Here is a 19,863-nt window from a genome sequence, read left to right as displayed (position 1 = left end):
TCATGAAACACCATGCTTTCGGCCGCATGCCCTTCACCATCACCAATGTCGGCTTCGGCGCCTGGCAGATCGGCGGCTCCTGGGGCGACATCAGCGAGGAGGATGGGCGGGCGGCGCTGAACGCCGCGCTCGACGCCGGTATGACGTTCATCGACACGGCGGATGTCTACGGCGACGGCCGCTCGGAAAAGATCATTGCCGATGTCTTGAAGACACGCGGCGGCGAGCGCCCGATGGTCGCGACCAAGGCTGGCCGTCGCCTCAACCCGCATGTGGCGGAAGGTTATACCAAGGCCAATCTCGAAGGCTTCATCGACCGCAGCCTGGAGAATCTTGCGGTCGATAGTCTCGACCTCGTGCAGCTGCACTGCCCGCCGCGCGAGGTGCTTTACCAGCCTGAGGTCTTCGAGAGCCTGGACACGCTGCAGAAGGCCGGCAAGATCAAGGGCTATGGCGTCAGCGTCGAAAAGGTCGAGGACGGGCTGAAGGCGATCGAATATCCCGGCGTCGTCAGCATCCAGATCATCTACAACATCTTCCGCCAACGCCCCGACCATCTGTTCTTCGCCGAGGCGCGCCGCAGGAACGTGGCGATCATCGCCCGCGTGCCGCTCGCAAGCGGCCTTCTCTCCGGCAAGATCAGCCGCGAGACGCAGTTTGCCAGCGACGACCACCGCAATTTCAACCGCCACGGCGAAGCTTTCGATGTCGGCGAGACCTTTGCGGGCGTACCCTTCGAGGTCGGGCTGCAGGCGGTCGAGGAAGTACGCAAGCTGGTGCCGGCCGGCGCCACCATGGCCGCCTTGGCGCTGCGCTGGATCCTGATGAGCGATGCGGTCACCGTCGTCATCCCCGGCGCCCGCAATGCCGAACAGGCGAGAGCCAACGCGGCTGCCGCCGACCTTGCGCCGCTTTCAGCGGATGTCATGGCGACGACGCGTGAAATCTACGAGCGGCTGATCGCGCCGCATGTGCATCAGCGCTGGTAAGTCCTGATGGACCGTTCAAGCCCGGCTGGCCGCTTGGCCGGGCCTGAGACATCATCCCAAGAAGGACCGGATCAGACCGTCACGACAATCTTGCCGAACTGCTCGTTCGATTCCAAGAAGCGGTGCGCCTCGACGATCTGCTCGAAAGGGAATGTCCTTGATATGACAGGCTCCAGCGCGCCGGACGCGAGCCCTTCGAAAATAAAGGTCTTTGCAGCCTGCAGCCGCGCCGGATCGCGGAGGATCTCATGGACGAGATAACCGCGTAGCGTCAGGCCTTTGCCGAGCACCGCAGAAAGCGGAAACGGCGTCGGCTCCTGATTCAATCCGCCATATTCGATGAGAATGCCGCCCGATGACATTGCCGCGCTCAGCGGTTCGAAGATGGGGCCGGCGACGGCATCGAAGACGACCCGCACGCCATCCCGGCCGGCGACGGCCTTCAGCTTCGTTTCCAGATCTTCCTCCTGTGAAGCGAGGACATGCGCAGCACCGGCATCGTGCAATGCCTTACGCTTTACGGAGGTCCTGGTAATCGCGATCGGCGTCGCACCGACCTTGTTGGCAATCTGGATCGCAGCAAGTCCCACGCTGCTCGAGGCAGCGGTAACGGCGACGAAATCACCTTTGCTCAACCCGGCAGTGTCGATGAGTGCGCCGTAGGCCGTCAAAAACGGCATCCAGACGGCAGCGGCCGCCTCCCAGGACAGCGTCGGCGGATGCCTGACGACAAATTCGGCGGGAAAAGTTATGAGTTCCCCATAAGCCGGCCACTGGACCATAGAGATGGGCGGGATGATGCTAACGCGGTCGCCCGGCATAAAACCATCCACCCCCTCGCCCACCGCCTCGACGATACCGGCCGCTTCGAGGCCGAGGCCCGAGGGCAGCGGCGCAGTTTCGATATAGACGCCTGACCGCAACAAAGCTTCAGCGCGATTGATGCCCAGCGCCTTGACACGGATCTGAACCAACCCCGACTGGGGCGCGGGAATCACTACATTCTCGATGCGGAGAACCTCGGGACCGCCAAGCTCATGAAAGCGGATTACGCGTGGCATTCGATATCAACCCCAAAATGATTGAACCGAATGATCTATGCCAAGCCGCCTCCAGAAGATAAATTGGCCCGCAGGTAAGACAGAAGAAACCAAGAGTTTGCAATATGGATCGTCTCACCAGCATGGCCGTCTTCGTGAAGGCCGTCGATCTGGGCTCATTCGCAGCGGCCGCCGCGGCCCTTGGCCTGTCCGGACCGATGGTCGGCAAGCATATCCGCTTTCTCGAGGAGCGCCTGGGTGTGAGCCTCATCAACCGGACGACGCGGCGCCAGAGCCTGACGGATTTCGGACGCGCCTATTACGAGCGCTGCCGGATGATCCTTGCGGAGACCGAGGCTGCGGATGCGCTTGCAGTCGATCATCTTTCCGAACCCTGCGGAAGGCTGCGCGTCACCATGCCCGTTCATTTCGGTCGGCGCTGCGTGGTCCCGATCCTAATCGAACTCGCTCAGCGGCATCCGAACCTCGAACTTGATCTATCGCTCAGCGATCCTGTCGTCGACCTCGCGGAGGGCGGCTACGATCTCGCGATCCGCACCGGCGAGTTGGAGGATAGATCGGGCGTCATTGCACGCCGTGTCGCGCGCCAGCGCATGGTGGTCTGCGCCTCGCCGGCCTATCTCGATGACCACGGCAGACCTGAGCAGCTCAAGGATCTCGGCGGGCACGATGCTATCGTCTATGCCCGCTCCGCCCGGTTCCGTCCGTGGCTTTTTCCACGCGGCGAAGAGCCACCGATTGAAATCAGGCCCAAGAGCCGTTTGAGGCTCGATGATCTCGATGCCATTGCCGATGCGGCAACGGCAGGCATGGGGCTCGCTTGGCTGCCCTCCTGGCTTATCCGGGACCGTGTGCAGGCAGGGATGCTGGTGGTGGTGCTGCCGGACGAGCCGGAATTCCCGTATGATTGTCATGCGCTGTGGCTACAGACATCGCACCTGCCGCTCAGGACTCGTCTTGCGGTCGACGCATTGGCGGCTGCCTTGCCCAAATTCATGACGTAGGCCATCGGCCGTTCAGGGGCGAATCGGCCAAAGAAAAAGGCCGGGAGCAAAACCCGGCCTTTAAGTATGATGGGAACGCGAACTCCGTTCGTGGCGGTCAAGTTGACCGGGAAGAACAGGGTTTCCCCGGACGAGTCGCTCATACCGTCATTATCGGTGACAGCGTAAGGCTTGCCCGATGCGTCGAAGGCGAAGCCTTCGAGCTTGTCGAGCACATAGCCGTTGGTCGCCGTCTTCAGTTCGCCGAGGAAATCGTGCGCTTCGGTCTTCTTCGCAACCGGCAGTTCGCCCCCGAGCTTGGCCGGCATCTGCGGGATCTTCCCGTCATTGACGTTTTCATCGCGCTCGTTTTCGGGCGCGATGGCACCAAACGTCTTTTCCTTGTTGAGGGCGGTGGAATCCGGCTGGCCGCCGAGATCGCAGGTGTTCTCGATCTTCGTCGTCGCCACGTCGACGATTGCGAGGCGGCCGGAGGGCTTGGCCTTGCTTTCGGAGGTATTGACGGCAACCAGCGCCTTGCCGGCGCTCGAGGTGACCGATGTCGGCTCGCCATCCATCATCAGCGCGCCGGCGGCTTTCGGGGCCTTGGCGCTGGTGATGTCGATGAAGCCGATCGCACCGAGCGGGCTGTCGCTATAGATCAGGGTGTTGCCGTCGTCGGTCGCGGTGATGATTTCTGCAGATGTCACCGACAGCTTGTCCTTGTCACCAGGCAGGTTCTGGGCGACCCGGGAAGGAGGCGATGCGGTTGAAGACCGGCTCGGCCGCAGCGGGAAAGGCAACAGATGCGAGAAGCACGGCAGCAAGCGCTGCCTTGCGGGATGAAATTGTCATGGAGACCCCCAATGTCGAAAGATCGAACAGAGGGGTTTTGCGGGACTGCCATGACAGAGACATGACAGCCGGCAAGATTTCAGAGGGTCGGCGTCAGGCTGCCTGCCTTTCCCGCCGCATCTCATTCCTCATGATGAAGAGCGATGCGGAAAGAATGAGTGCAGCGCCCAACCACAGATAGCCGGCGGGCGCATAACCGAAGAACAGCCAACCGGCGAGAACGTTGAGCGGCAGCTTCAGATCATCGAAGGGCTGGACATAGGCGGCGTCGGCGCTGGCATAGGCAAGGGTCAGTAGATATTGCGCCACGACCGTCAGGAGGCCCGCCAGGAGGAAGAGCGCGAGTGTCGTGCCTGTCGGCACTGCGAAGCCCGCGGCAAGCGCCAGACCGCCGTTGATCGGCGTCAGCAGCACCAACAGCCAGACGGTGATGGTCTCCGGCCTCTCGATACCGGTCAGGCTCTTGGTGATGAGCGACGAGGCACCCCAGAGCAGCGCCGAGAGTACCGGCAGGAGCGCTGCCCAAGTGAAGCTGTCCGACCATGGCTGGAGGATGATCATCGCGCCGGCAAAGCCGACACCGGTCGCTGCCCAGCGGGCCGGGCCGACGCGCTCACCGAGGAACAGGCGGGCGCCGAGAATGATGAAGAAGGGTGAGGTCATGACCAGCGCGATCGCCTGCCAGATCGGCACTGAGGCAAGACCGGAAACCCAGGCCTCGACACCAAGCGCGGCAAAGACGACGCGCACGACGTGCCGCCAGGGATAGTCCGTACGCATAGCCGCAAGGCCGGATTTGCGCAGGATGGGCAAGGAGAAAAGGAAGGCGAAGGCATATTGCCAGAAGGCTGCGGAGGCTGGCGGAAAGGCGAGCTTCATGGTCAGCCATTGGGTGACGACGTTGAGCAGCGAGAAGGCGACGCCTCCAAGCACCATGAAAACGGCGCCGGCAATGGCGCGAGATCGCGAGACTGCAAGGGAATTCTGATTCATGTCTTTCATCCGAATAGGGACCAACACAAATCAGGACGCATGAGCGACGATACGCGGAGGCGGGCAGTCCCCTGCCAGCTTGCGGTCATGCTCATTCTCTTTCATCCGGACTATACCGTCGGCTCCGGAATCGCACCGGATCTGCTGACCCCTCCCCGCCAAAGCTTCGGAAGGCGCTCGCGGGCTCGGGCAGCAGCCCTTACCGCCGGTGGGGACTTTCACCCCGCCCTGAGAACAGAATCGTTCGTAAAACAAAGCGCTGCCTGCGGCAAGCGGCAAAACAAAAGGGGTCCGGCAGTGCCGAACCCCTCGAAATCCTGCTCAGCCGTTCTCGTTTACGGCCGGCGGAAGATCAAATCAGCCGTTGACGGCGTCCTTCAGGCCCTTGCCGGGCGTGAACTTCGGCACGTTGCGAGCCGGGATATCGACTTCAGCGCCGGTCGACGGGTTACGGCCCTTCGTTGCAGCGCGATGAGAAACGGTGAAGCTGCCGAAACCAGCGAGGCGGATGTCGCCCTTGTTCTTGAGTTCGGCCTGGACAACGTCAAAAACCGCGTCAACAGCGGAAGCCGCGTCAGACTTCGTCAGCCCTGCCTTTTCGGCGACTGCGGACACGAGTTCATTCTTGTTCATGTTTCCACCCCTTTCTAAATGGTATGAAACGACTCAAATCTAAGCTAGGCGCAGATTAGGTTTCATCAGGCCCGCCGGGAACCCAAAAGCCCTGCAAATCAAGGAAAAGCAAGCGTCTCCATGACGTTTTCACAAAAAAGGCTGGCGTTTCCGCCAGCCTTTTCGCGTCTTTTGCGCCAATAGGGCACAAATGTGGCAAATGCCACTCAATGCGCTATGGTTGCGCCCGTGTCGTCGAGGCCTTCGACCGATGTGATGACAGGCGTTTCCACCGTGCCATCCCACTCGATCGGCTCCGGCCGGCGGATCAGCGCGTGCTTGATCACCTCGCCCATCCGGGAGACCGGGATGATCTCCATGCTGTTCTTCACATTGTCCGGAATCTCCGCCAGATCCTTGGCGTTTTCCTCCGGAATCAGCACCTTCTTGATGCCGCCGCGAAGCGCTGCCAGCAGCTTTTCCTTGAGACCGCCGATCGGCAGCACCCGGCCGCGAAGGGTGATTTCACCGGTCATGGCCACATGCTTGTTCACCGGGATGCCGGTCATGATCGAAACGATGGCGGTTGCCATGGCGACACCGGCCGACGGGCCATCCTTCGGCGTCGCACCTTCCGGCACGTGCACGTGGATGTCGTTCTTTTCGAACATCGGCGGTTCGATGCCGAAATCGACAGCGCGCGAGCGGACATAAGAGGCCGCCGCCGAGATCGATTCCTTCATGACGTCCTTCAGATTGCCGGTAACCGTCATGCGGCCCTTGCCCGGCATCATCACGCCTTCGATGGTCAGCAGTTCGCCGCCGACTTCCGTCCAGGCAAGACCGGTCACGACGCCGACCTGATCCTCGCCCTCGGCTTCGCCATGGCGGAAGCGCGGGACGCCGAGATAGTCGGCGATGTTGGCGGCCGTCACGTGAACGGACTTCGTCTTGCCCTTGATGATCTCGGTGACCGCCTTGCGGGCGAGCTTCATCAATTCGCGTTCGAAGCTGCGGACACCGGCCTCGCGGGTGTACTGCTGGCTGATCGCCATCAGGGCGTCGTCGCTGACCGAGAATTCTTCCGGCTGCAACGCATGTTCCTTGATAGCTTTCGGCAGCAGGTGCCGCTTGGCGATCTCACGCTTCTCGTCCTCGGTGTAGCCGGCGATACGGATGATTTCCATGCGGTCCATCAAAGGCGCAGGAATGTTCAGCGTATTCGCCGTCGTGATGAACATCACATCCGACAGGTCGTATTCGACTTCCAGATAGTGGTCCATGAAGGTCGAGTTCTGCGCCGGATCGAGCACTTCGAGCAGGGCCGAAGACGGATCGCCGCGGAAATCCATGCCCATCTTGTCGATTTCGTCGAGCAGGAAGAGCGGGTTGGACTTCTTCGCCTTCTTCATCGACTGGATGACCTTGCCGGGCATCGAGCCGATATAGGTGCGGCGGTGACCGCGGATTTCGGCTTCGTCGCGAACGCCGCCGAGCGCCATGCGGACATACTCGCGGCCGGTCGCCTTGGCGATCGACTGGGCGAGCGAGGTCTTGCCGACGCCCGGAGGGCCGACGAGGCAGAGAATCGGGCCCTTGATCTTGGTGGCGCGGGCCTGCACGGCGAGATATTCGACAATGCGCTCCTTGACCTTGTCGAGACCGAAGTGATCGGCCTCGAGGATCTTCTCGGCATTGTTGAGGTCGGCCTTGATCTTCGACTTCTTGCCCCACGGGATACCGAGCAGCCAATCCAGATAATTGCGCACGACGGTGGCTTCGGCCGACATCGGGCTCATCTGGCGCAGCTTCTTCAGCTCCGCCTCGGCCTTTTCACGGGCCTCCTTGGACAGCTTGGTCTTGGAGATGCGCTCTTCCAGTTCGCTCATCTCGTCGCGGCCTTCCTCGCCGTCGCCGAGCTCCTTCTGGATCGCCTTCATCTGCTCATTGAGATAGTATTCGCGCTGGGTCTTCTCCATCTGGCGCTTGACGCGCGAGCGGATGCGCTTTTCGACCTGCAGGACCGAAATCTCGCCTTCCATGAAGCCGAGGGCCTTTTCGAGACGCTGCTTGACGCTGGTCGTCTCCAGCATCTCCTGCTTCTCGGTGATCTTGATCGACAGATGCGAGGCGACCGTATCGGCGAGCTTGGAATAGTCGTCGATCTGGCTGGCGGCGCCGACCACTTCGGGCGAAATTTTCTTGTTGAGCTTCACATAGCTTTCGAATTCGGAAACGACCGAGCGCGACAAGGCTTCCAGTTCGACCGGATCGTCATGCGGCTCCTCGAGCACATGGCCGAGCGCCTCATAGAAATCCTCACGGCTCGTATAGGTGTCGATCTCGGCGCGGGCGCGGCCTTCGACCAGAACCTTGACGGTGCCGTCAGGCAGCTTCAGCAGCTGCAGCACGTTTGCCACGGTGCCGACATTATGGATCGCCGAAGGGTCCGGATCATCGTCGCTGGCGTTGATCTGCGTCACCAGCATGATCTGCTTGTCCGAGCCCATGACCTCTTCGAGCGCACGGATCGACTTTTCCCGTCCGACAAACAGCGGCACGATCATATGCGGGAAAACCACGATGTCACGCAAAGGCAGAACAGGGTAGGCAGTGCTGCTCGCTACAGACGTTTTCTTCGTCATTTTTTATCCTTTCCATCGTCCCGTTGCCGGGCTCTCTGCACGGCCGCTTGGGATCGGCCGGCACTCTCACTTGGCCTACAAGTGGAGGTTCTGACTACGCTTTTCAAGCCACGCTAACGCCCGCGTTCCCCGGATATGACAGCTTCGTTACAACGGAACACCCGCACTATGAAGCGCGTGGCTGGACCGGCGCTTACCACTTCCGACCCTGCTAAATACAACGCCAGCAATACACTCACGGAATCACTGCATCATTACCAAGCACCGCCCCTTGCGCAACATCGGCAAGGGCAAGCTCCAGTTCCCACCACCAAAATACTAACAGCGCCTCGGATGGTTTTTCAAATAGAAAGGGGCTCGCCCATGGCAAGCCCCTTAAAATAATGGTGTGAAAACCATGAGATTACGCGGAAGCGTTGGCTTTTTCTTCCTGACGATCGGCATAGATGTAGAGCGGACGAGCCGAGCCGCGCACCACTTCCTCCGAGATGACGACCTCGCGCACGCCTTCCAGCGTCGGCAGTTCGAACATCGTATCGAGCAGGATCTTTTCCATGATCGAACGAAGGCCGCGGGCGCCGGTCTTGCGCACGATCGCCTTGCGGGCGATTTCGCGCAGCGCATCTTCGTGGAAGGTCAGCTCCACATCTTCCATCTCGAACAGCCGCTGATACTGCTTGATCAGCGCGTTCTTCGGCTCGGACAGGATCTGGATCAGCGCGTCCTCATCGAGGTCCTCGAGCGTCGCCAGAACCGGCAGACGGCCGATGAACTCGGGAATGAGGCCGAACTTGACCAGATCTTCCGGCTCCAGTTCGCGCAGGACTTCGCCGACGCGGCGGTCGTCCTGAGCCTTGACGGTCGCGCCGAAGCCGATCGAAGTCTTCTCGCCGCGGGCGGAGATGATCTTGTCGAGGCCGGCGAAGGCGCCGCCGCAGATGAACAGGATGTTCGTCGTGTCGACCTGCAGGAATTCCTGCTGCGGGTGCTTGCGGCCGCCCTGCGGCGGAACGGAAGCGACCGTGCCTTCCATGATCTTCAAGAGCGCTTGCTGCACGCCCTCGCCCGAGACGTCGCGGGTGATCGACGGATTGTCGGACTTGCGCGAAATCTTGTCGACTTCGTCGATGTAGACGATGCCGCGCTGCGCGCGTTCGACATTGTAGTCGGCCGCCTGCAGGAGCTTCAGAATGATGTTTTCGACATCCTCGCCGACGTAACCGGCCTCGGTCAGCGTCGTCGCATCCGCCATGGTGAAGGGAACGTCGATGATGCGGGCGAGCGTCTGGGCCAGATAGGTCTTGCCGCAGCCTGTGGGTCCGACGAGCATGATGTTCGACTTCGCCAGCTCGACTTCGCCGTTCTTGGAGGCGTGCGCCAGGCGCTTGTAATGGTTGTGAACGGCGACCGACAGGATCTTCTTCGCCTGCCGCTGGCCGATGACATATTCGTCGAGGACCTTGATGATATCCTGGGGCGTCGGGACGCCGTCGCGGGACTTGACCATCGAGGACTTGTTTTCCTCGCGGATGATATCCATGCACAATTCGACGCATTCATCGCAGATGAAGACGGTCGGTCCGGCAATCAGTTTCCGGACTTCGTGCTGGCTCTTTCCGCAGAACGAACAATAGAGGGTGTTCTTGGAGTCGCCGCCGTTGCTGCCGCTGACCTTGCTCATATCACTTTCCTTCCAGCACGCCGCATTTCAAGGCGAAATCGCGGTCCACTCTATCAGCTCCTGGCGGCACTCCGTTTCCGGAGCCTTTGCCGAGAAGGGCTTCAGGGGCTACAAACCGGTCCCAATCAACCATGTCAGGGTTCCGGCGGCAACGAATTCCCCTTCGAATGCCGAATGCTATGTCATAAAAATTCAACATAGCATTAATAGTTACTATTAGCGTCTTCGTCGCCAGTTGAAAGCCTTGTTCGATCACAAATGAGATAGAACTGTGGCGAGGAAAACACCATCCCAATTAATTACTAGGCCTGCTCGCCTTCCATCTCGAGGCGTGACGTCAGAACCTTGTCGATCACGCCCCAACCCTGGGCCTCGTCCGCATCCATGAAATGGTCACGATCGAGCGTCTTTTCAACTTCCTCGTAGCTGCGGCCGGTGTGCTTGACATAGACCTCGTTCAGCCGGCGCTTCATCTTGAGGATATCGCGGGCGTGGCGCTCGATGTCCGAGGCCTGGCCCTGGAAGCCGCCCGAGGGCTGATGAACCATGATGCGGGAATTCGGGGTGGCGAAGCGCATGTCCTTATGGCCGGCCGCCAACAGCAGCGAACCCATGGACGCGGCCTGGCCGATGCAGAGCGTCGACACAGCAGGTTTGATGAACTGCATCGTGTCGTAGATCGCCATGCCGGCGGTGACGACGCCACCCGGCGAATTGATGTAGAGAGCGATTTCCTTCTTCGGGTTTTCCGCCTCGAGGAAGAGAAGCTGGGCGCAGACGAGCGTCGCCATATGATCCTCGACGGCGCCGGTCAGGAAGATGATGCGTTCCTTCAACAGACGGGAATAGATGTCGTAGGAGCGTTCACCGCGATTGGTCTGTTCCACGACCATAGGCACCAGGGCCATTGCGGTATCAACTGGGTTTCTCATGTGCGTCCTTTGTCAACGTCATGCCGGCAGGCCGGGAATCAAAGAAAATGTCTTATCCCTACATAGAGTGTCCCTGCCCTCCTCTTCAAGACACGCCTTGGGATAACGTTAAGAAGGCGGGGCAAGACGGCGAGGATTCGACGCCGGCAGCCTCTTTCTCGCAAACGCCTGTTGGCCGCGAGCCCTCGATGGCGTCTCCCCCCGCTTTTCTCCACGACAGGATGAAGGAAAGGTTACTCCATTCGGCAGCGCTCACGCACGTTTACCCAACGGAAAGCCTATCGCCAGATACCGGCCGAAAATCATGCCGCAGTGCAACGACATTAAGGAACTGGCGAGCTTCCTCCGCAAGGATGCGGGCCAACAGACAAGGTCGACGGGCAAGGGGTTGCTGCCGTGTTCAATATCGCTACAGGTCTCGCCATCTGGTGTTCGGAGGCCATGACGCTCGCTTTGGTGCTTTTCGTCGCCTGGCGCCACAATGTCAGAAACGAAGCCTATCTTTATTGGGGCCTCGGCTTCTTTCTGACCGCCATCGGCTTTGCTATGATCTCGTTGCGCAGCGAAATCCCCAGTCTGCTTTCCATCGAGGTGGGCAATGCCATCGCGCTGCTCGGCCAGAGCGCCTGGGTGGCAGGCTTTCTCGCACTCGACCGCAAGAAGATCGAATGGTGGGCTCTGCTGCCACCGGCAATCTGGCTGGCCGGGGTCTTTCTGCCCTGGGTCAACACCGATTATTCCAACCGCGTCGTGCTCTATAATCTCGCTTCGGCGACGGGCGCCACGGCATTGGCCATGGCGGTCGCCGCCGGCGACATGCGCCGCGAGCGCACCCGCATCAAGCTGATGGGCGTGTTCGTCATCCAGGGCGGCCTGTGTTTCGGCTCGGCGCTGACGATGGCGGTGACGCTGCCAAGCGATATCGAGGCGACCAATCTCGGCGGCGTCTCGGCCATGGCAAGCGCCTTCCTGCTCACCATCGCCTTCGCGCTCACCTGCCGACTGGTGATGGAGCGCTCCGAACGGCATCTGCGCGTAATGACGCTGACCGATTCCCTGACCGGCGTGCTCAACCGCCGTGGCCTGCTCGGCTATTTCGAGTCCATCCAGGAGAGAGCCCATGGCGAGCAGCGGCAGGTCGCGGTGATCCTTTTCGACCTCGACCATTTCAAGCGCGTCAACGACCGCTTCGGCCATCAGTCCGGCGACGCCGTGCTTACCGCTTTCGCACGCATGGCCCGGCAATATATTCCAAACAACATCTTCGGCCGCATGGGCGGCGAAGAATTCGCCGCCTTCGCGGCCGTCGCCGACCAGACGGAAGCCGAGGCGATCGCCGAAGCGATCCGCACCGAATTCTGCCGCCTTCCCGTCAGCACCGGCGAAGCGATCGTTCCGGTCACGGTCAGCATCGGTATCGCACTCGCCTCCTCGATCGAAGCCAATATCGACAAGCTGATCTCAGCCGCCGACCGGGCGCTCTATGCGGCCAAGGCCGCCGGCCGCAATTGCACGGTCACCTTCGGCGAAGAGGAAGCGGCGGCCCCGGCGCCGGCCACGCCGAGCACCACCGCTGGCGAGCTCGTGCCGACGGTCGACGACCAGGTCGAGGCGCTGCGGCGCATGGGCGCGCTGTCACGGGCCGGCTAGCCGTAAGTCAAAAAGCAGAATCAATCCCTAGGTTTGGACACGGATCTTAAAGCCATTGGCGCGTCCGATCGGGCGCGCCTGGTTCCGGCCGAACACTCCTCACCCACATCTTTTCGAGGGCCGGCAAATCCGCTAAGCCTTCGGTTCATGACGATACCGCCGTTTCTCTCGATCGACCCCGCCCTCCGCCACGTCTCGCTGGACGCCCGCAAGCCGGCCTTCTACGGCAACCCGAATGCCGTCTACGCCACGCTTCACGCCCATTGTCCGACCTTCTACTGGACCGAGCAGAAACAGTGGTTCTTCACCGGTTACGACCATGTGAACGGGTTGCTGCGCGACCGCCGCTTCGGCCGGCAGATCCTGCACATCGCCAGCCGCGAGGAGCTCGGCCTTGCGGAGCCGATGGCGCATCTTGAAAGTTTCGATCTCTCGGAACGTTATTCCCTGCTCGAGCTCGAACCGCCGGAGCACACGCGGCTGCGCACGCTCGTCAACCGCGCCTTCGTCTCCCGCCATGTCGAAAAGATGAAGCCGGAGCTCGCCGAGCTTGCCAACCGGCTGATCGACGGCTTCGCGGACAAGGGCGAGGTCGAGCTGCTCTCGGCCTTTGCCGACATCATCCCGGTGACGATGATCGCCCGGATGATCGGCATCCCCGAAGAGATGGGGCCGCAGCTGCTCGCCTGGTCGCATGCCTATGTCCGCATGTACATGTTCGGCCGCACCCGCCGGCAAGAAGAAGAGGCCGAACGGGCGGCCAGAGAATTTTCCGATTATGTCAGGGGGATAATCGCAGAACGCCGGGCCGAGCCGCGCGATGACCTGTTGACCCACATGATCCACACAGAGCACAAGGGCCAATACCTCACCGAAGAAGAGCTCATTTCAACGACGATCGTGCTGCTGAATGCCGGCCATGAAGCGACCGTGCACCAGATCGGCAACTCCGTGCACACCATCCTCGACAGCGGCTGCGATCCGGCAGAACTCTTCCGGGACGAAGCGGCGACGGAGCGCACCGTCGAGGAAACCCTGCGCATCTGCGCGCCCGTCCACATCTTCCAGCGCTGGGCGCTCGAGCCCGCGGAGATCGACGGCGTTTCCTTCAAGCGCGGCGACAAGGTAAGCCTCATCCTCGCCGCCGCCAATCTCGACCCGGCGAAATTCACCGATCCCCTCGCCTTCCGCCCCGACCGCAACGAGGCGCCGAACCTCTCCTTCGGCGCCGGCATCCATTTCTGCATCGGCGCACCGCTGGCGCGGCTGGAGCTCAACGTCGTGCTGCCGATCCTGTTCGAACGGCTTGCCGGCCTCAGGCTGGCGAAGACGCCCGTCGTAAAGGACGTCTATCATTTCCACGGGCTCGACCGGCTGGATCTCCGGTGGTGATCCGCTCAGGACGGCAGATCAGCGGAAGCTCTGCGCAGTGTGCCGGCGCGATCTCGCGGCATTACGCTGCCTGTTCGTGAAGCAGGCTGGTTATATCAAGCGCCGACATGGGTTTTCCGATCAAATAGCCTTGCAGCTGGTCACAGCCGGCCTCGCGCAAGACCGCTGCCTGGCGGATATTCTCGATGCCTTCGGCGGTAACGGGAATTTGCAGAGCGGTTGCCAAAGAGATAGTCGCCTTGAGAACATCGGCGCCATTCGAGGCCTGGTCGAGAGCGGAGACCAGTGAGCGGTCGATCTTCATCCGATCGAAGCCGAACTGCCGCAATGCACCGATGCTTGCATAGCCGCAGCCGAAGTCGTCGAGCGCGAATTTGATACCGACCTGCTTGAGGTGATCTATCGATCGACGCGCCTGATCCGGATTGGTCATGAGGACGCCTTCGGTGATTTCCAATGTCAGGCGCCTCGGATCGAAATCGAGTTCCTGCAGGAGGGATATGACTTCGGCGGCAAATTCCGGATTGCAAAGCTGGACCGGCGAAACGTTGACGGACAACGCCAGACCAGGCCAATTCTTGGCGTGCTCGATCGATGTTTTCAGCATGTGACCGCCGAGCGCATCAATGAGGCCGCATCTTTCGGCAAGCGAAATGAAAATCTCCGGACTGATATTTCCTGTCGCAGTCCGCCAGCGGGCCAGCGCTTCAAGACCGGTGACAACGCCCGTCGTCGCAGAAACGAGAGGTTGGAAAACGGCTTCGATCGCACCATTGCCGATGGCGTTTTTCAACAGAGTTTCCAGTTCGGCGACCCTTTGGCGCTCCCGATCCAGCTCGGGGTCGTATTCGATCGCCCGGCCTCTGCCATTTTCCTTGGCGCGGTAGAGCGCCATATCAGCCCTGCGTAAAAGCTCCAGAGGCTCGATGTCTGCGTCACGCGCAGCAGCGCCGATGCTCGCACCGACCTCGATCGTTCGTCCATCGATTTTGAAAGGTTCGGCAAACAGCGCCAGAATCGTCTCTTCTATCTCCTGACGCGCGGCCGTTCCGACCTGGACCAGAGCGAACTCGTCGCCCCCCAACCGAGCCACGGCAACGACTTCGGGGTGGCAGGCGATCAGCGCGTTCGAGACGATCCGGATCAGATCATCCCCGACCGCATGCCCCCAGGCGTCATTGACCGCCTTGAAACCATCGAGATCGACCAGGTAGAGCCGAGGCGGCAAAAGGTCCGAGCCTTCCAGGTCCTCCAGCAGGGTGAGAAGCCCATGCCTGTTCAGGAGGCCGCTCAGACTGTCGTGGTTCGCTTCGAAAATCGCTGCTTGCGCCAGTTGACGAAGACGGCGCGCTTCGGCTGCGCCCACTAGCAGAACGCCGGCCAGGAACAGCACGAGGATGATGATGGCGGCTGCAACGAAAGGGTAGACCTGTCGGAACACGGCGCTTCCCGGCGCTTTGCTTGGCCAGACGAGATGGCCGATTACGCCACCCTTCATATCCGTGATCGGTGTGTTCAGCAGACCCGGCTCGGGCGCGGCGGCAAGGCGCAAGCCCTCGAGTTCGTGTTCGTTCGAAAGCGTGCTGAGAACGTCCGAGTTGAATTGCTTGTAGAAGCTCAGCACGCTGAGCTTCGTCGGAAGCTCGCCTTCCGCTTGATAAGGCTGGATCGGTTGTGACGCGATGAGGGCGATGCCGGTTTCCGTCTTAATGAAATTGATCACCGGCGCCTGTCCGAAATCGGTGGCCGTATTGATCTGCCGGTAGAAGGCTTCGCCGAAAAAGGCGCTCGGCTGGAAGGGCTTGCCTTTGGCATAGGCGGAGACGATCGACGAGCGGTCGGGACCGGTCACGATGGCGCCGTCATAGAGCGGATAATCCTCGCTGGTTTTACCCCAGTTCTCATAAGCCCAATCCGCGGCGCCGGGAGATGCGATCGCCTTATAGGCATCATCCCATACGGCGTTATCCGTCGTCGTCGCGCTCAGGCGGCTGACAAAGGCTGCGATCGCCGCGCGGGAGGCGCGAATGGCCCTGGCATCGTCGATTTCGTTCGCCGACCGCGTCATCGTGGCGACGACATGCGCCATGAGGCCGGTCAAGACGAGCGCGACGACGAGGAAGAAAACGGTTGTCGCAATGATGGAAGACGTTTGGGTTCGAACGTGCCTACCCGCAAAATTCGACGACATGCCAATCCCGAAAAGATGAACTGTGAAGCCATGTCTGTGGTGACGGCAGGAGACATCATGTCCGCAATGCGCTGCAGATGAGGTCTAGCACTTGACGATGTAGGTCTCCTTAATGGGAAAGATCAAATGCCGTCTATCCGCGAAAGAGATGCGGTATTTCGGGGGAAACGCACAATAATCGCCGCAAACCGGGACAGACCGCCATCGCCAAAGCCGGCTCGCAGCCGCTGTTCAGACCTTGATTACATAGTCCTTGCGAGTCGTTTCAATGACTTCCCAGGTTCCCTTGAAGCCCGGCCTCAAGATCATCCGGTCGCCCGCCTTCAAATGCACCGGCTCACCGCCGTCCTCCGTGACGATCGAATGGCCTGACAGCAGGCTGAAATATTCCCACTCCTCGTAAACGATCCGCCACTTGCCGGCTGTCGCCTCCCAGATGCCGGAATAGAGGCCGCCGTCTCCCTCCTCCAGATTCCAGGTGCGAAATTGCGGATCACCGGAGATGATCCGAGCGGGCTCCGGGGCGCCGAACTCGGGTTCGACGCCATCGATGTTGAAGGTGATGAAATTCGTTACGGCCATCGTGGACTTCTCCGCTATCAGTGTCGTAAGCGGCAAGGGTCTGCGCGCGATTGTTTGAAATTTTTCAATTTGTCTCTCGTCACACAGGGCATTGACCGCGCTTGGGAACTCCAGGAGCCCCTTCTCCCATCACCTTGAGCGACATTTGTGAAGATGGCGGTTAGAATTGACGGCAGTGCTTTCAGTTTGTGAGAGTTTTGCCTGCCTTGGCCGCGGCCGCATCTGACGCAATGCCAGGCTGATAAGGAGCCGCTTGAAATGGGGCTATCTTGGCACGGCCGAGCGCAGGTCCGGTCGCCGCTCTGTCACTCCGACGGGGACGACTGTCAGAGCAGCGATACCCGCTTCATCGGCTGCAAGCAGAAGCGCCTCACGGAATCGTTCCGGGCTAATTTTCCCGGTAATTGCATCGACACAGGCTTTTACGGCAGCGACGTATTCCTCGCCGTCATCAGAAGGCCAATCATTGATCAGGAGATGTGCCGCATCGCCGAGCGTCCGGACGATCTTGCGTGTTGCCGGACCGCGCAAAGCAAGCGCGACCGGCGTGAATGCCGATGATGTATCCCAGCACATCGTCCCCGACCCCTCAAGGCATGGTTACTGCAATCCTAACCGTGCAACATACGCTTGTTTTCTGAAATTTGGAATTGAAAACTGAGCGATAAAACTGCTTCAACGTGAAGTAGCGGAGGCTAAAGAAAGGGACTCAAGGACCTCCTGTCCGAACGCCCTGAGACGCGGGCGATATGGGTCGCGCCGATCACGAGGGCAGCAACTGATACGACCGATTTGCAACTGGTGGCCACGGAGGCGCAGCCGCTCAGAGTTTGGCACGAAGCCCATAGCCGCCATGACGAACCAGTCAGTTCCTATGGGTGCTGGTCACTCTGACATAATAGCCGTCAGGATCGAGAAGACGAAAGTCGCGCAGTCCCCAGGGCTGCATCGCGAGAGCGGAAATTGGCCAGCCGCTCTCGTCCGCCTTGCGATGGGCATCCTCGACATCAGCGACCTTCAGGACGATCTCGACGCCGAGGCCGACCCTGTCGCCGATTGCGCCGCGTAATGGATGATCGCTCGAAAGGACGCTTCGCGAATTGATCGCGATGACGGCGTCGCCGTTTCTCAACATCGTATATTCCGTGCTCGTCGAGCCCTCGACTTCAAAGCCCAGGACTCGCTGGTAGAAATCAATCGATGTCCGAGGCGTTTGGACAAACAACTCCAAAGTCAGGTGCAACTGGACCTCCCTCTGCATGAATTCTATGCTTACCAGAAGAAGCGGACGAACGCCGCACTGGCCAAACTTCAACTGCCTGGCCCGGATCAAACACGCTGCCGCCGCAATTCGCGAAGGACTCGTTCAACTCCCTGTTCCAGCGTCAGGTTCGATGTGTCGAGAATTTCGCATCTGTATGCCGCTGCTTCATGGCGTAGGAAGGCGGCCCAGTTCATCATATCCGGATTTGCCAACTCAGGTTGGCCTCGATCAACCGAAAGGCGCCTGGCTCGGGTGTCGTCGTCGCAATCGATCAGAATACAGGAATGCGCACCGATCCCGGCACCTTCGGCGGCTTCGGCCAGAAAGGAAAAACGCGACTGCCCCTCGAATAGGATGCTACGCCCTTCTGCCAGGAGCGGCGACAGTCGCGACATCCATGCGAAAGTGGCCGCTCTCTGCCATCCTTCGACGGAGCCGAATTGATCAACCATCTCTTGCACAGGCGGAACGCCGATGCTGTCCTTGTAAAAGACGTCGATCTCTTGCCCATGCCGGCGGGCGATAGCTTCGGCAATGGTAGTTTTCCCGGCTCCCGATGCACCGGTGAGAATGACGAGTGGCATGACTGTTCCCGCAATGGCGGCCAGCGGAAGGCATCCGCAAGGTGGCCGCTGGTTGTATTTCGACAATGGTCGTCTGCGAAATTACAACGTCTGCCGCGAACGACAATCAGTGTCCTTCGCAGCAAACGTTTGTATGTGCCACGATTGAAATTGTTAGATTTTTCATGCGCGTTCGCAGCATACGTTCAACACCTTCGCAGCATACTATTGCTCAGCTCGAGGGCTTTCGCAGCATACCTATGTTCAGTTTTGCAACCAGAGAAAAGCCTACATTGCGACCAAGAATATCATGCGCTTGTCCGCTGGAGCGAAGCTGGTGCCGGGGTCAGGAGGTTGCGCCGGCCGCCTTGGAAACCCGAGCTCCAATTTCCTTCCGCCAACAATGGATCAACCAGCGTAGCCTCACGAAGGTGCAGATAGGAAAGCCGATCTTCTTGTCGCTGACGAACAGAGGTTGCTGACATGCGGCCGGTGATGCAAGCGCTTGAGACCGCACTTGGCGAGCGTCGGTGAACCGCATCCGGGACAAGTTCCACGGGTGCCGGTCGTCGCTTCTTGACGGATTCCTTCTACGAGGGCGAATTTCATTGTCATCTCCAAACCGCCATGAGCGCGCCGTGAACGAAGTAAGCTCGGTTCCTAGTAGGGAATGGCGGGCGGCTTGGTTGCCGCTTGGAGATTCTTCGGGCAGTTTCGTCTGCCTCATGTTCTGATTCGTCTGGCCCGCCTGACGAATAAGCTGAGGCTATTCGCCCATACATCAGAAATCAACTGTATCGACGGCGTTATGCACCATTAGTATTGACGACGCCGTCGCTCTTTATGCATCGGAGGCTGAATTGTATATTGGCGTTGTTCGATAGTCTGGGGCGATATGCGCAGGAAGCTTACAATCATCTTCGCAGCAGAATATCCCATTAGGAACAATCGCAAGGCTCGGAGGTTTATGCTTTAGTCGGGCGTAAGCGTAATTGGAGCGCGGCGCTCTCCCCATCCCTCGGGTATCCGAGGTTGCTTCCAGCTTTCGAGCTGTGACGCGGGGTTCGAATCCCTGCCCCGACAACCATATTCGACACAATCGAACAAAGCCTGCCGTCCGTCCGAGGGATGCCTTATCACCTCGCCGTTGAACTGCGCCGCCATCAGCTTGGCGAGTTTCGATCCGATCCCGTCGCCAAGGTCGGCGGGCACCCTGCCACGGTGTCAGCCACGGTGAGCAGGATGTCTGCTCCTTTCGAGGTCAATGTGATCTCGACGCTTCCGCCTTCGTCGTTCGGGAAAGCGTACTTGAAGGCGTTCGAAGTCCCGCTTCGGGATGGTGATCAGAGTTTATGCCACTCAGTGCGAGCTGATCGCACGACCGCTGGAGGCGAGATGCTCTGTAATGGCGCGCCGGATTTCGATAACCGTGTCGAAGAGCCTGTTGTCCAGGTCGATGACATTGAAGCG

General features: G+C 60.1%; 15 protein-coding genes, 1 pseudogene and 1 riboswitch. Of the genes and pseudogenes, 4 read left to right on the top strand and 12 right to left on the bottom strand.

Annotated elements, in window-relative coordinates:
- The first annotated feature begins 2 nt into the window (after positions 1–2).
- Complete coding sequence (locus QWJ46_RS20640) at positions 3–989, top strand: aldo/keto reductase (protein ID WP_302753386.1); 987 nt, start codon at positions 3–5, stop codon at positions 987–989.
- 71 nt (positions 990–1,060) lie between these two features.
- On the opposite strand, the gene QWJ46_RS20635 is transcribed toward QWJ46_RS20640, so the two are convergent.
- Positions 1,061–2,050 (bottom strand): zinc-dependent alcohol dehydrogenase family protein, encoded by a 990-nt coding sequence (locus QWJ46_RS20635; protein ID WP_302753385.1) that lies wholly within the window; start codon positions 2,048–2,050, stop codon positions 1,061–1,063.
- A gap of 104 nt (positions 2,051–2,154) precedes the next feature.
- Here QWJ46_RS20635 and QWJ46_RS20630 point away from each other — a divergent pair, with 104 nt between their 5' ends.
- The gene (locus QWJ46_RS20630) at positions 2,155–3,054 is read left to right on the top strand and encodes a LysR family transcriptional regulator (protein ID WP_302753383.1); all 900 of its coding nucleotides are present in this window, start codon (positions 2,155–2,157) and stop codon (positions 3,052–3,054) included.
- A gap of 275 nt (positions 3,055–3,329) precedes the next feature.
- Here the strand turns inward: QWJ46_RS20630 and QWJ46_RS20625 are convergent.
- The 6 genes and pseudogenes from QWJ46_RS20625 to clpP all read right to left on the bottom strand — a co-directional run.
- Positions 3,330–3,888 (bottom strand): annotated as a pseudogene (locus QWJ46_RS20625) (alkaline phosphatase); the annotation flags it as partial.
- A gap of 93 nt (positions 3,889–3,981) precedes the next feature.
- Positions 3,982–4,881, bottom strand: a complete 900-nt coding sequence (locus QWJ46_RS20620; protein ID WP_302753382.1) for a DMT family transporter — start codon at positions 4,879–4,881, stop codon at positions 3,982–3,984.
- A gap of 89 nt (positions 4,882–4,970) precedes the next feature.
- Positions 4,971–5,121: riboswitch (FMN riboswitch) on the bottom strand.
- 117 nt (positions 5,122–5,238) lie between these two features.
- Entirely contained in the window at positions 5,239–5,514 is a 276-nt protein-coding gene (gene hupB, locus QWJ46_RS20615) for a DNA-binding protein HupB (RefSeq protein WP_003558438.1), read from the bottom strand.
- 206 nt (positions 5,515–5,720) lie between these two features.
- Positions 5,721–8,138: an endopeptidase La gene (lon, locus tag QWJ46_RS20610; protein ID WP_085777766.1), complete on the bottom strand. Its 2,418-nt coding sequence runs from the start codon at positions 8,136–8,138 to the stop codon at positions 5,721–5,723.
- 403 nt (positions 8,139–8,541) lie between these two features.
- Positions 8,542–9,819, bottom strand: coding sequence for an ATP-dependent Clp protease ATP-binding subunit ClpX (gene clpX, locus QWJ46_RS20605; RefSeq protein ID WP_004680013.1), 1,278 nt, complete (start codon positions 9,817–9,819; stop codon positions 8,542–8,544).
- 302 nt (positions 9,820–10,121) lie between these two features.
- Complete coding sequence (gene clpP / locus QWJ46_RS20600; RefSeq protein ID WP_038688182.1) at positions 10,122–10,751, bottom strand: ATP-dependent Clp endopeptidase proteolytic subunit ClpP; 630 nt, start codon at positions 10,749–10,751, stop codon at positions 10,122–10,124.
- Positions 10,752–11,147: 396 nt separating this feature from the next.
- Here clpP and QWJ46_RS20595 point away from each other — a divergent pair, with 396 nt between their 5' ends.
- Both QWJ46_RS20595 and QWJ46_RS20590 read left to right on the top strand, forming a co-directional pair.
- The gene (locus QWJ46_RS20595; protein WP_302753356.1) at positions 11,148–12,401 is read left to right on the top strand and encodes a GGDEF domain-containing protein; all 1,254 of its coding nucleotides are present in this window, start codon (positions 11,148–11,150) and stop codon (positions 12,399–12,401) included.
- A gap of 147 nt (positions 12,402–12,548) precedes the next feature.
- A complete protein-coding gene (locus QWJ46_RS20590) occupies positions 12,549–13,793 on the top strand; it encodes a cytochrome P450 (RefSeq protein ID WP_302753355.1) in 1,245 nt (414 codons plus the stop codon).
- A 61-nt stretch (positions 13,794–13,854) separates the two neighbouring features.
- On the opposite strand, the gene QWJ46_RS20585 is transcribed toward QWJ46_RS20590, so the two are convergent.
- From QWJ46_RS20585 to QWJ46_RS20565, 5 genes are all read right to left on the bottom strand, one after another.
- Positions 13,855–15,984, bottom strand: a complete 2,130-nt coding sequence (locus QWJ46_RS20585; protein ID WP_302753354.1) for a bifunctional diguanylate cyclase/phosphodiesterase — start codon at positions 15,982–15,984, stop codon at positions 13,855–13,857.
- 231 nt (positions 15,985–16,215) lie between these two features.
- Complete coding sequence (locus QWJ46_RS20580) at positions 16,216–16,566, bottom strand: cupin domain-containing protein (RefSeq protein WP_184452990.1); 351 nt, start codon at positions 16,564–16,566, stop codon at positions 16,216–16,218.
- Positions 16,567–16,830: 264 nt separating this feature from the next.
- Positions 16,831–17,142, bottom strand: coding sequence for a DUF982 domain-containing protein (locus QWJ46_RS20575; RefSeq protein WP_184452992.1), 312 nt, complete (start codon positions 17,140–17,142; stop codon positions 16,831–16,833).
- 289 nt (positions 17,143–17,431) lie between these two features.
- Positions 17,432–17,809 carry a glyoxalase/bleomycin resistance/extradiol dioxygenase family protein gene (locus tag QWJ46_RS20570; RefSeq protein ID WP_302753656.1) on the bottom strand — a complete coding sequence of 126 codons (378 nt, stop codon included), beginning with the start codon at positions 17,807–17,809 and terminating at the stop codon, positions 17,432–17,434.
- An 86-nt stretch (positions 17,810–17,895) separates the two neighbouring features.
- Positions 17,896–18,414 carry an AAA family ATPase gene (locus QWJ46_RS20565; RefSeq protein ID WP_184452994.1) on the bottom strand — a complete coding sequence of 173 codons (519 nt, stop codon included), beginning with the start codon at positions 18,412–18,414 and terminating at the stop codon, positions 17,896–17,898.
- Positions 18,415–19,863: the final 1,449 nt, after the last annotated feature.

The sequence above is a fragment of the Rhizobium sp. CBN3 genome, from assembly GCF_030518245.1.
In the GTDB taxonomy this organism is placed as follows: domain Bacteria; phylum Pseudomonadota; class Alphaproteobacteria; order Rhizobiales; family Rhizobiaceae; genus Rhizobium; species Rhizobium aethiopicum_A.
Note: the sequence above shows the minus strand (reverse complement) of the source record. Positions and strands in the feature narration are given on the sequence as shown.

Excerpts from the sequence above, each read along its gene's own strand:
- hupB (WP_003558438.1), bottom strand. The coding sequence starts at position 5,514 with ATGAACAAGAATGAACTCGTGTCCGCAGTCGCCGAAAAGGCAGGGCTG.
- QWJ46_RS20635 (WP_302753385.1), bottom strand. The coding sequence starts at position 2,050 with ATGCCACGCGTAATCCGCTTTCATGAGCTTGGCGGTCCCGAGGTTCTC.
- QWJ46_RS20590 (WP_302753355.1), top strand. The coding sequence starts at position 12,549 with ATGACGATACCGCCGTTTCTCTCGATCGACCCCGCCCTCCGCCACGTC.
- clpP (WP_038688182.1), bottom strand. The coding sequence starts at position 10,751 with ATGAGAAACCCAGTTGATACCGCAATGGCCCTGGTGCCTATGGTCGTG.
- clpX (WP_004680013.1), bottom strand. The coding sequence starts at position 9,819 with ATGAGCAAGGTCAGCGGCAGCAACGGCGGCGACTCCAAGAACACCCTC.
- QWJ46_RS20640 (WP_302753386.1), top strand. The coding sequence starts at position 3 with ATGAAACACCATGCTTTCGGCCGCATGCCCTTCACCATCACCAATGTC.
- QWJ46_RS20565 (WP_184452994.1), bottom strand. The coding sequence starts at position 18,414 with ATGCCACTCGTCATTCTCACCGGTGCATCGGGAGCCGGGAAAACTACC.
- QWJ46_RS20575 (WP_184452992.1), bottom strand. The coding sequence starts at position 17,142 with ATGTGCTGGGATACATCATCGGCATTCACGCCGGTCGCGCTTGCTTTG.
- QWJ46_RS20630 (WP_302753383.1), top strand. The coding sequence starts at position 2,155 with ATGGATCGTCTCACCAGCATGGCCGTCTTCGTGAAGGCCGTCGATCTG.
- lon (WP_085777766.1), bottom strand. The coding sequence starts at position 8,138 with ATGACGAAGAAAACGTCTGTAGCGAGCAGCACTGCCTACCCTGTTCTG.
- QWJ46_RS20580 (WP_184452990.1), bottom strand. The coding sequence starts at position 16,566 with ATGGCCGTAACGAATTTCATCACCTTCAACATCGATGGCGTCGAACCC.
- QWJ46_RS20585 (WP_302753354.1), bottom strand. The coding sequence starts at position 15,984 with ATGTCGTCGAATTTTGCGGGTAGGCACGTTCGAACCCAAACGTCTTCC.
- QWJ46_RS20620 (WP_302753382.1), bottom strand. The coding sequence starts at position 4,881 with ATGAATCAGAATTCCCTTGCAGTCTCGCGATCTCGCGCCATTGCCGGC.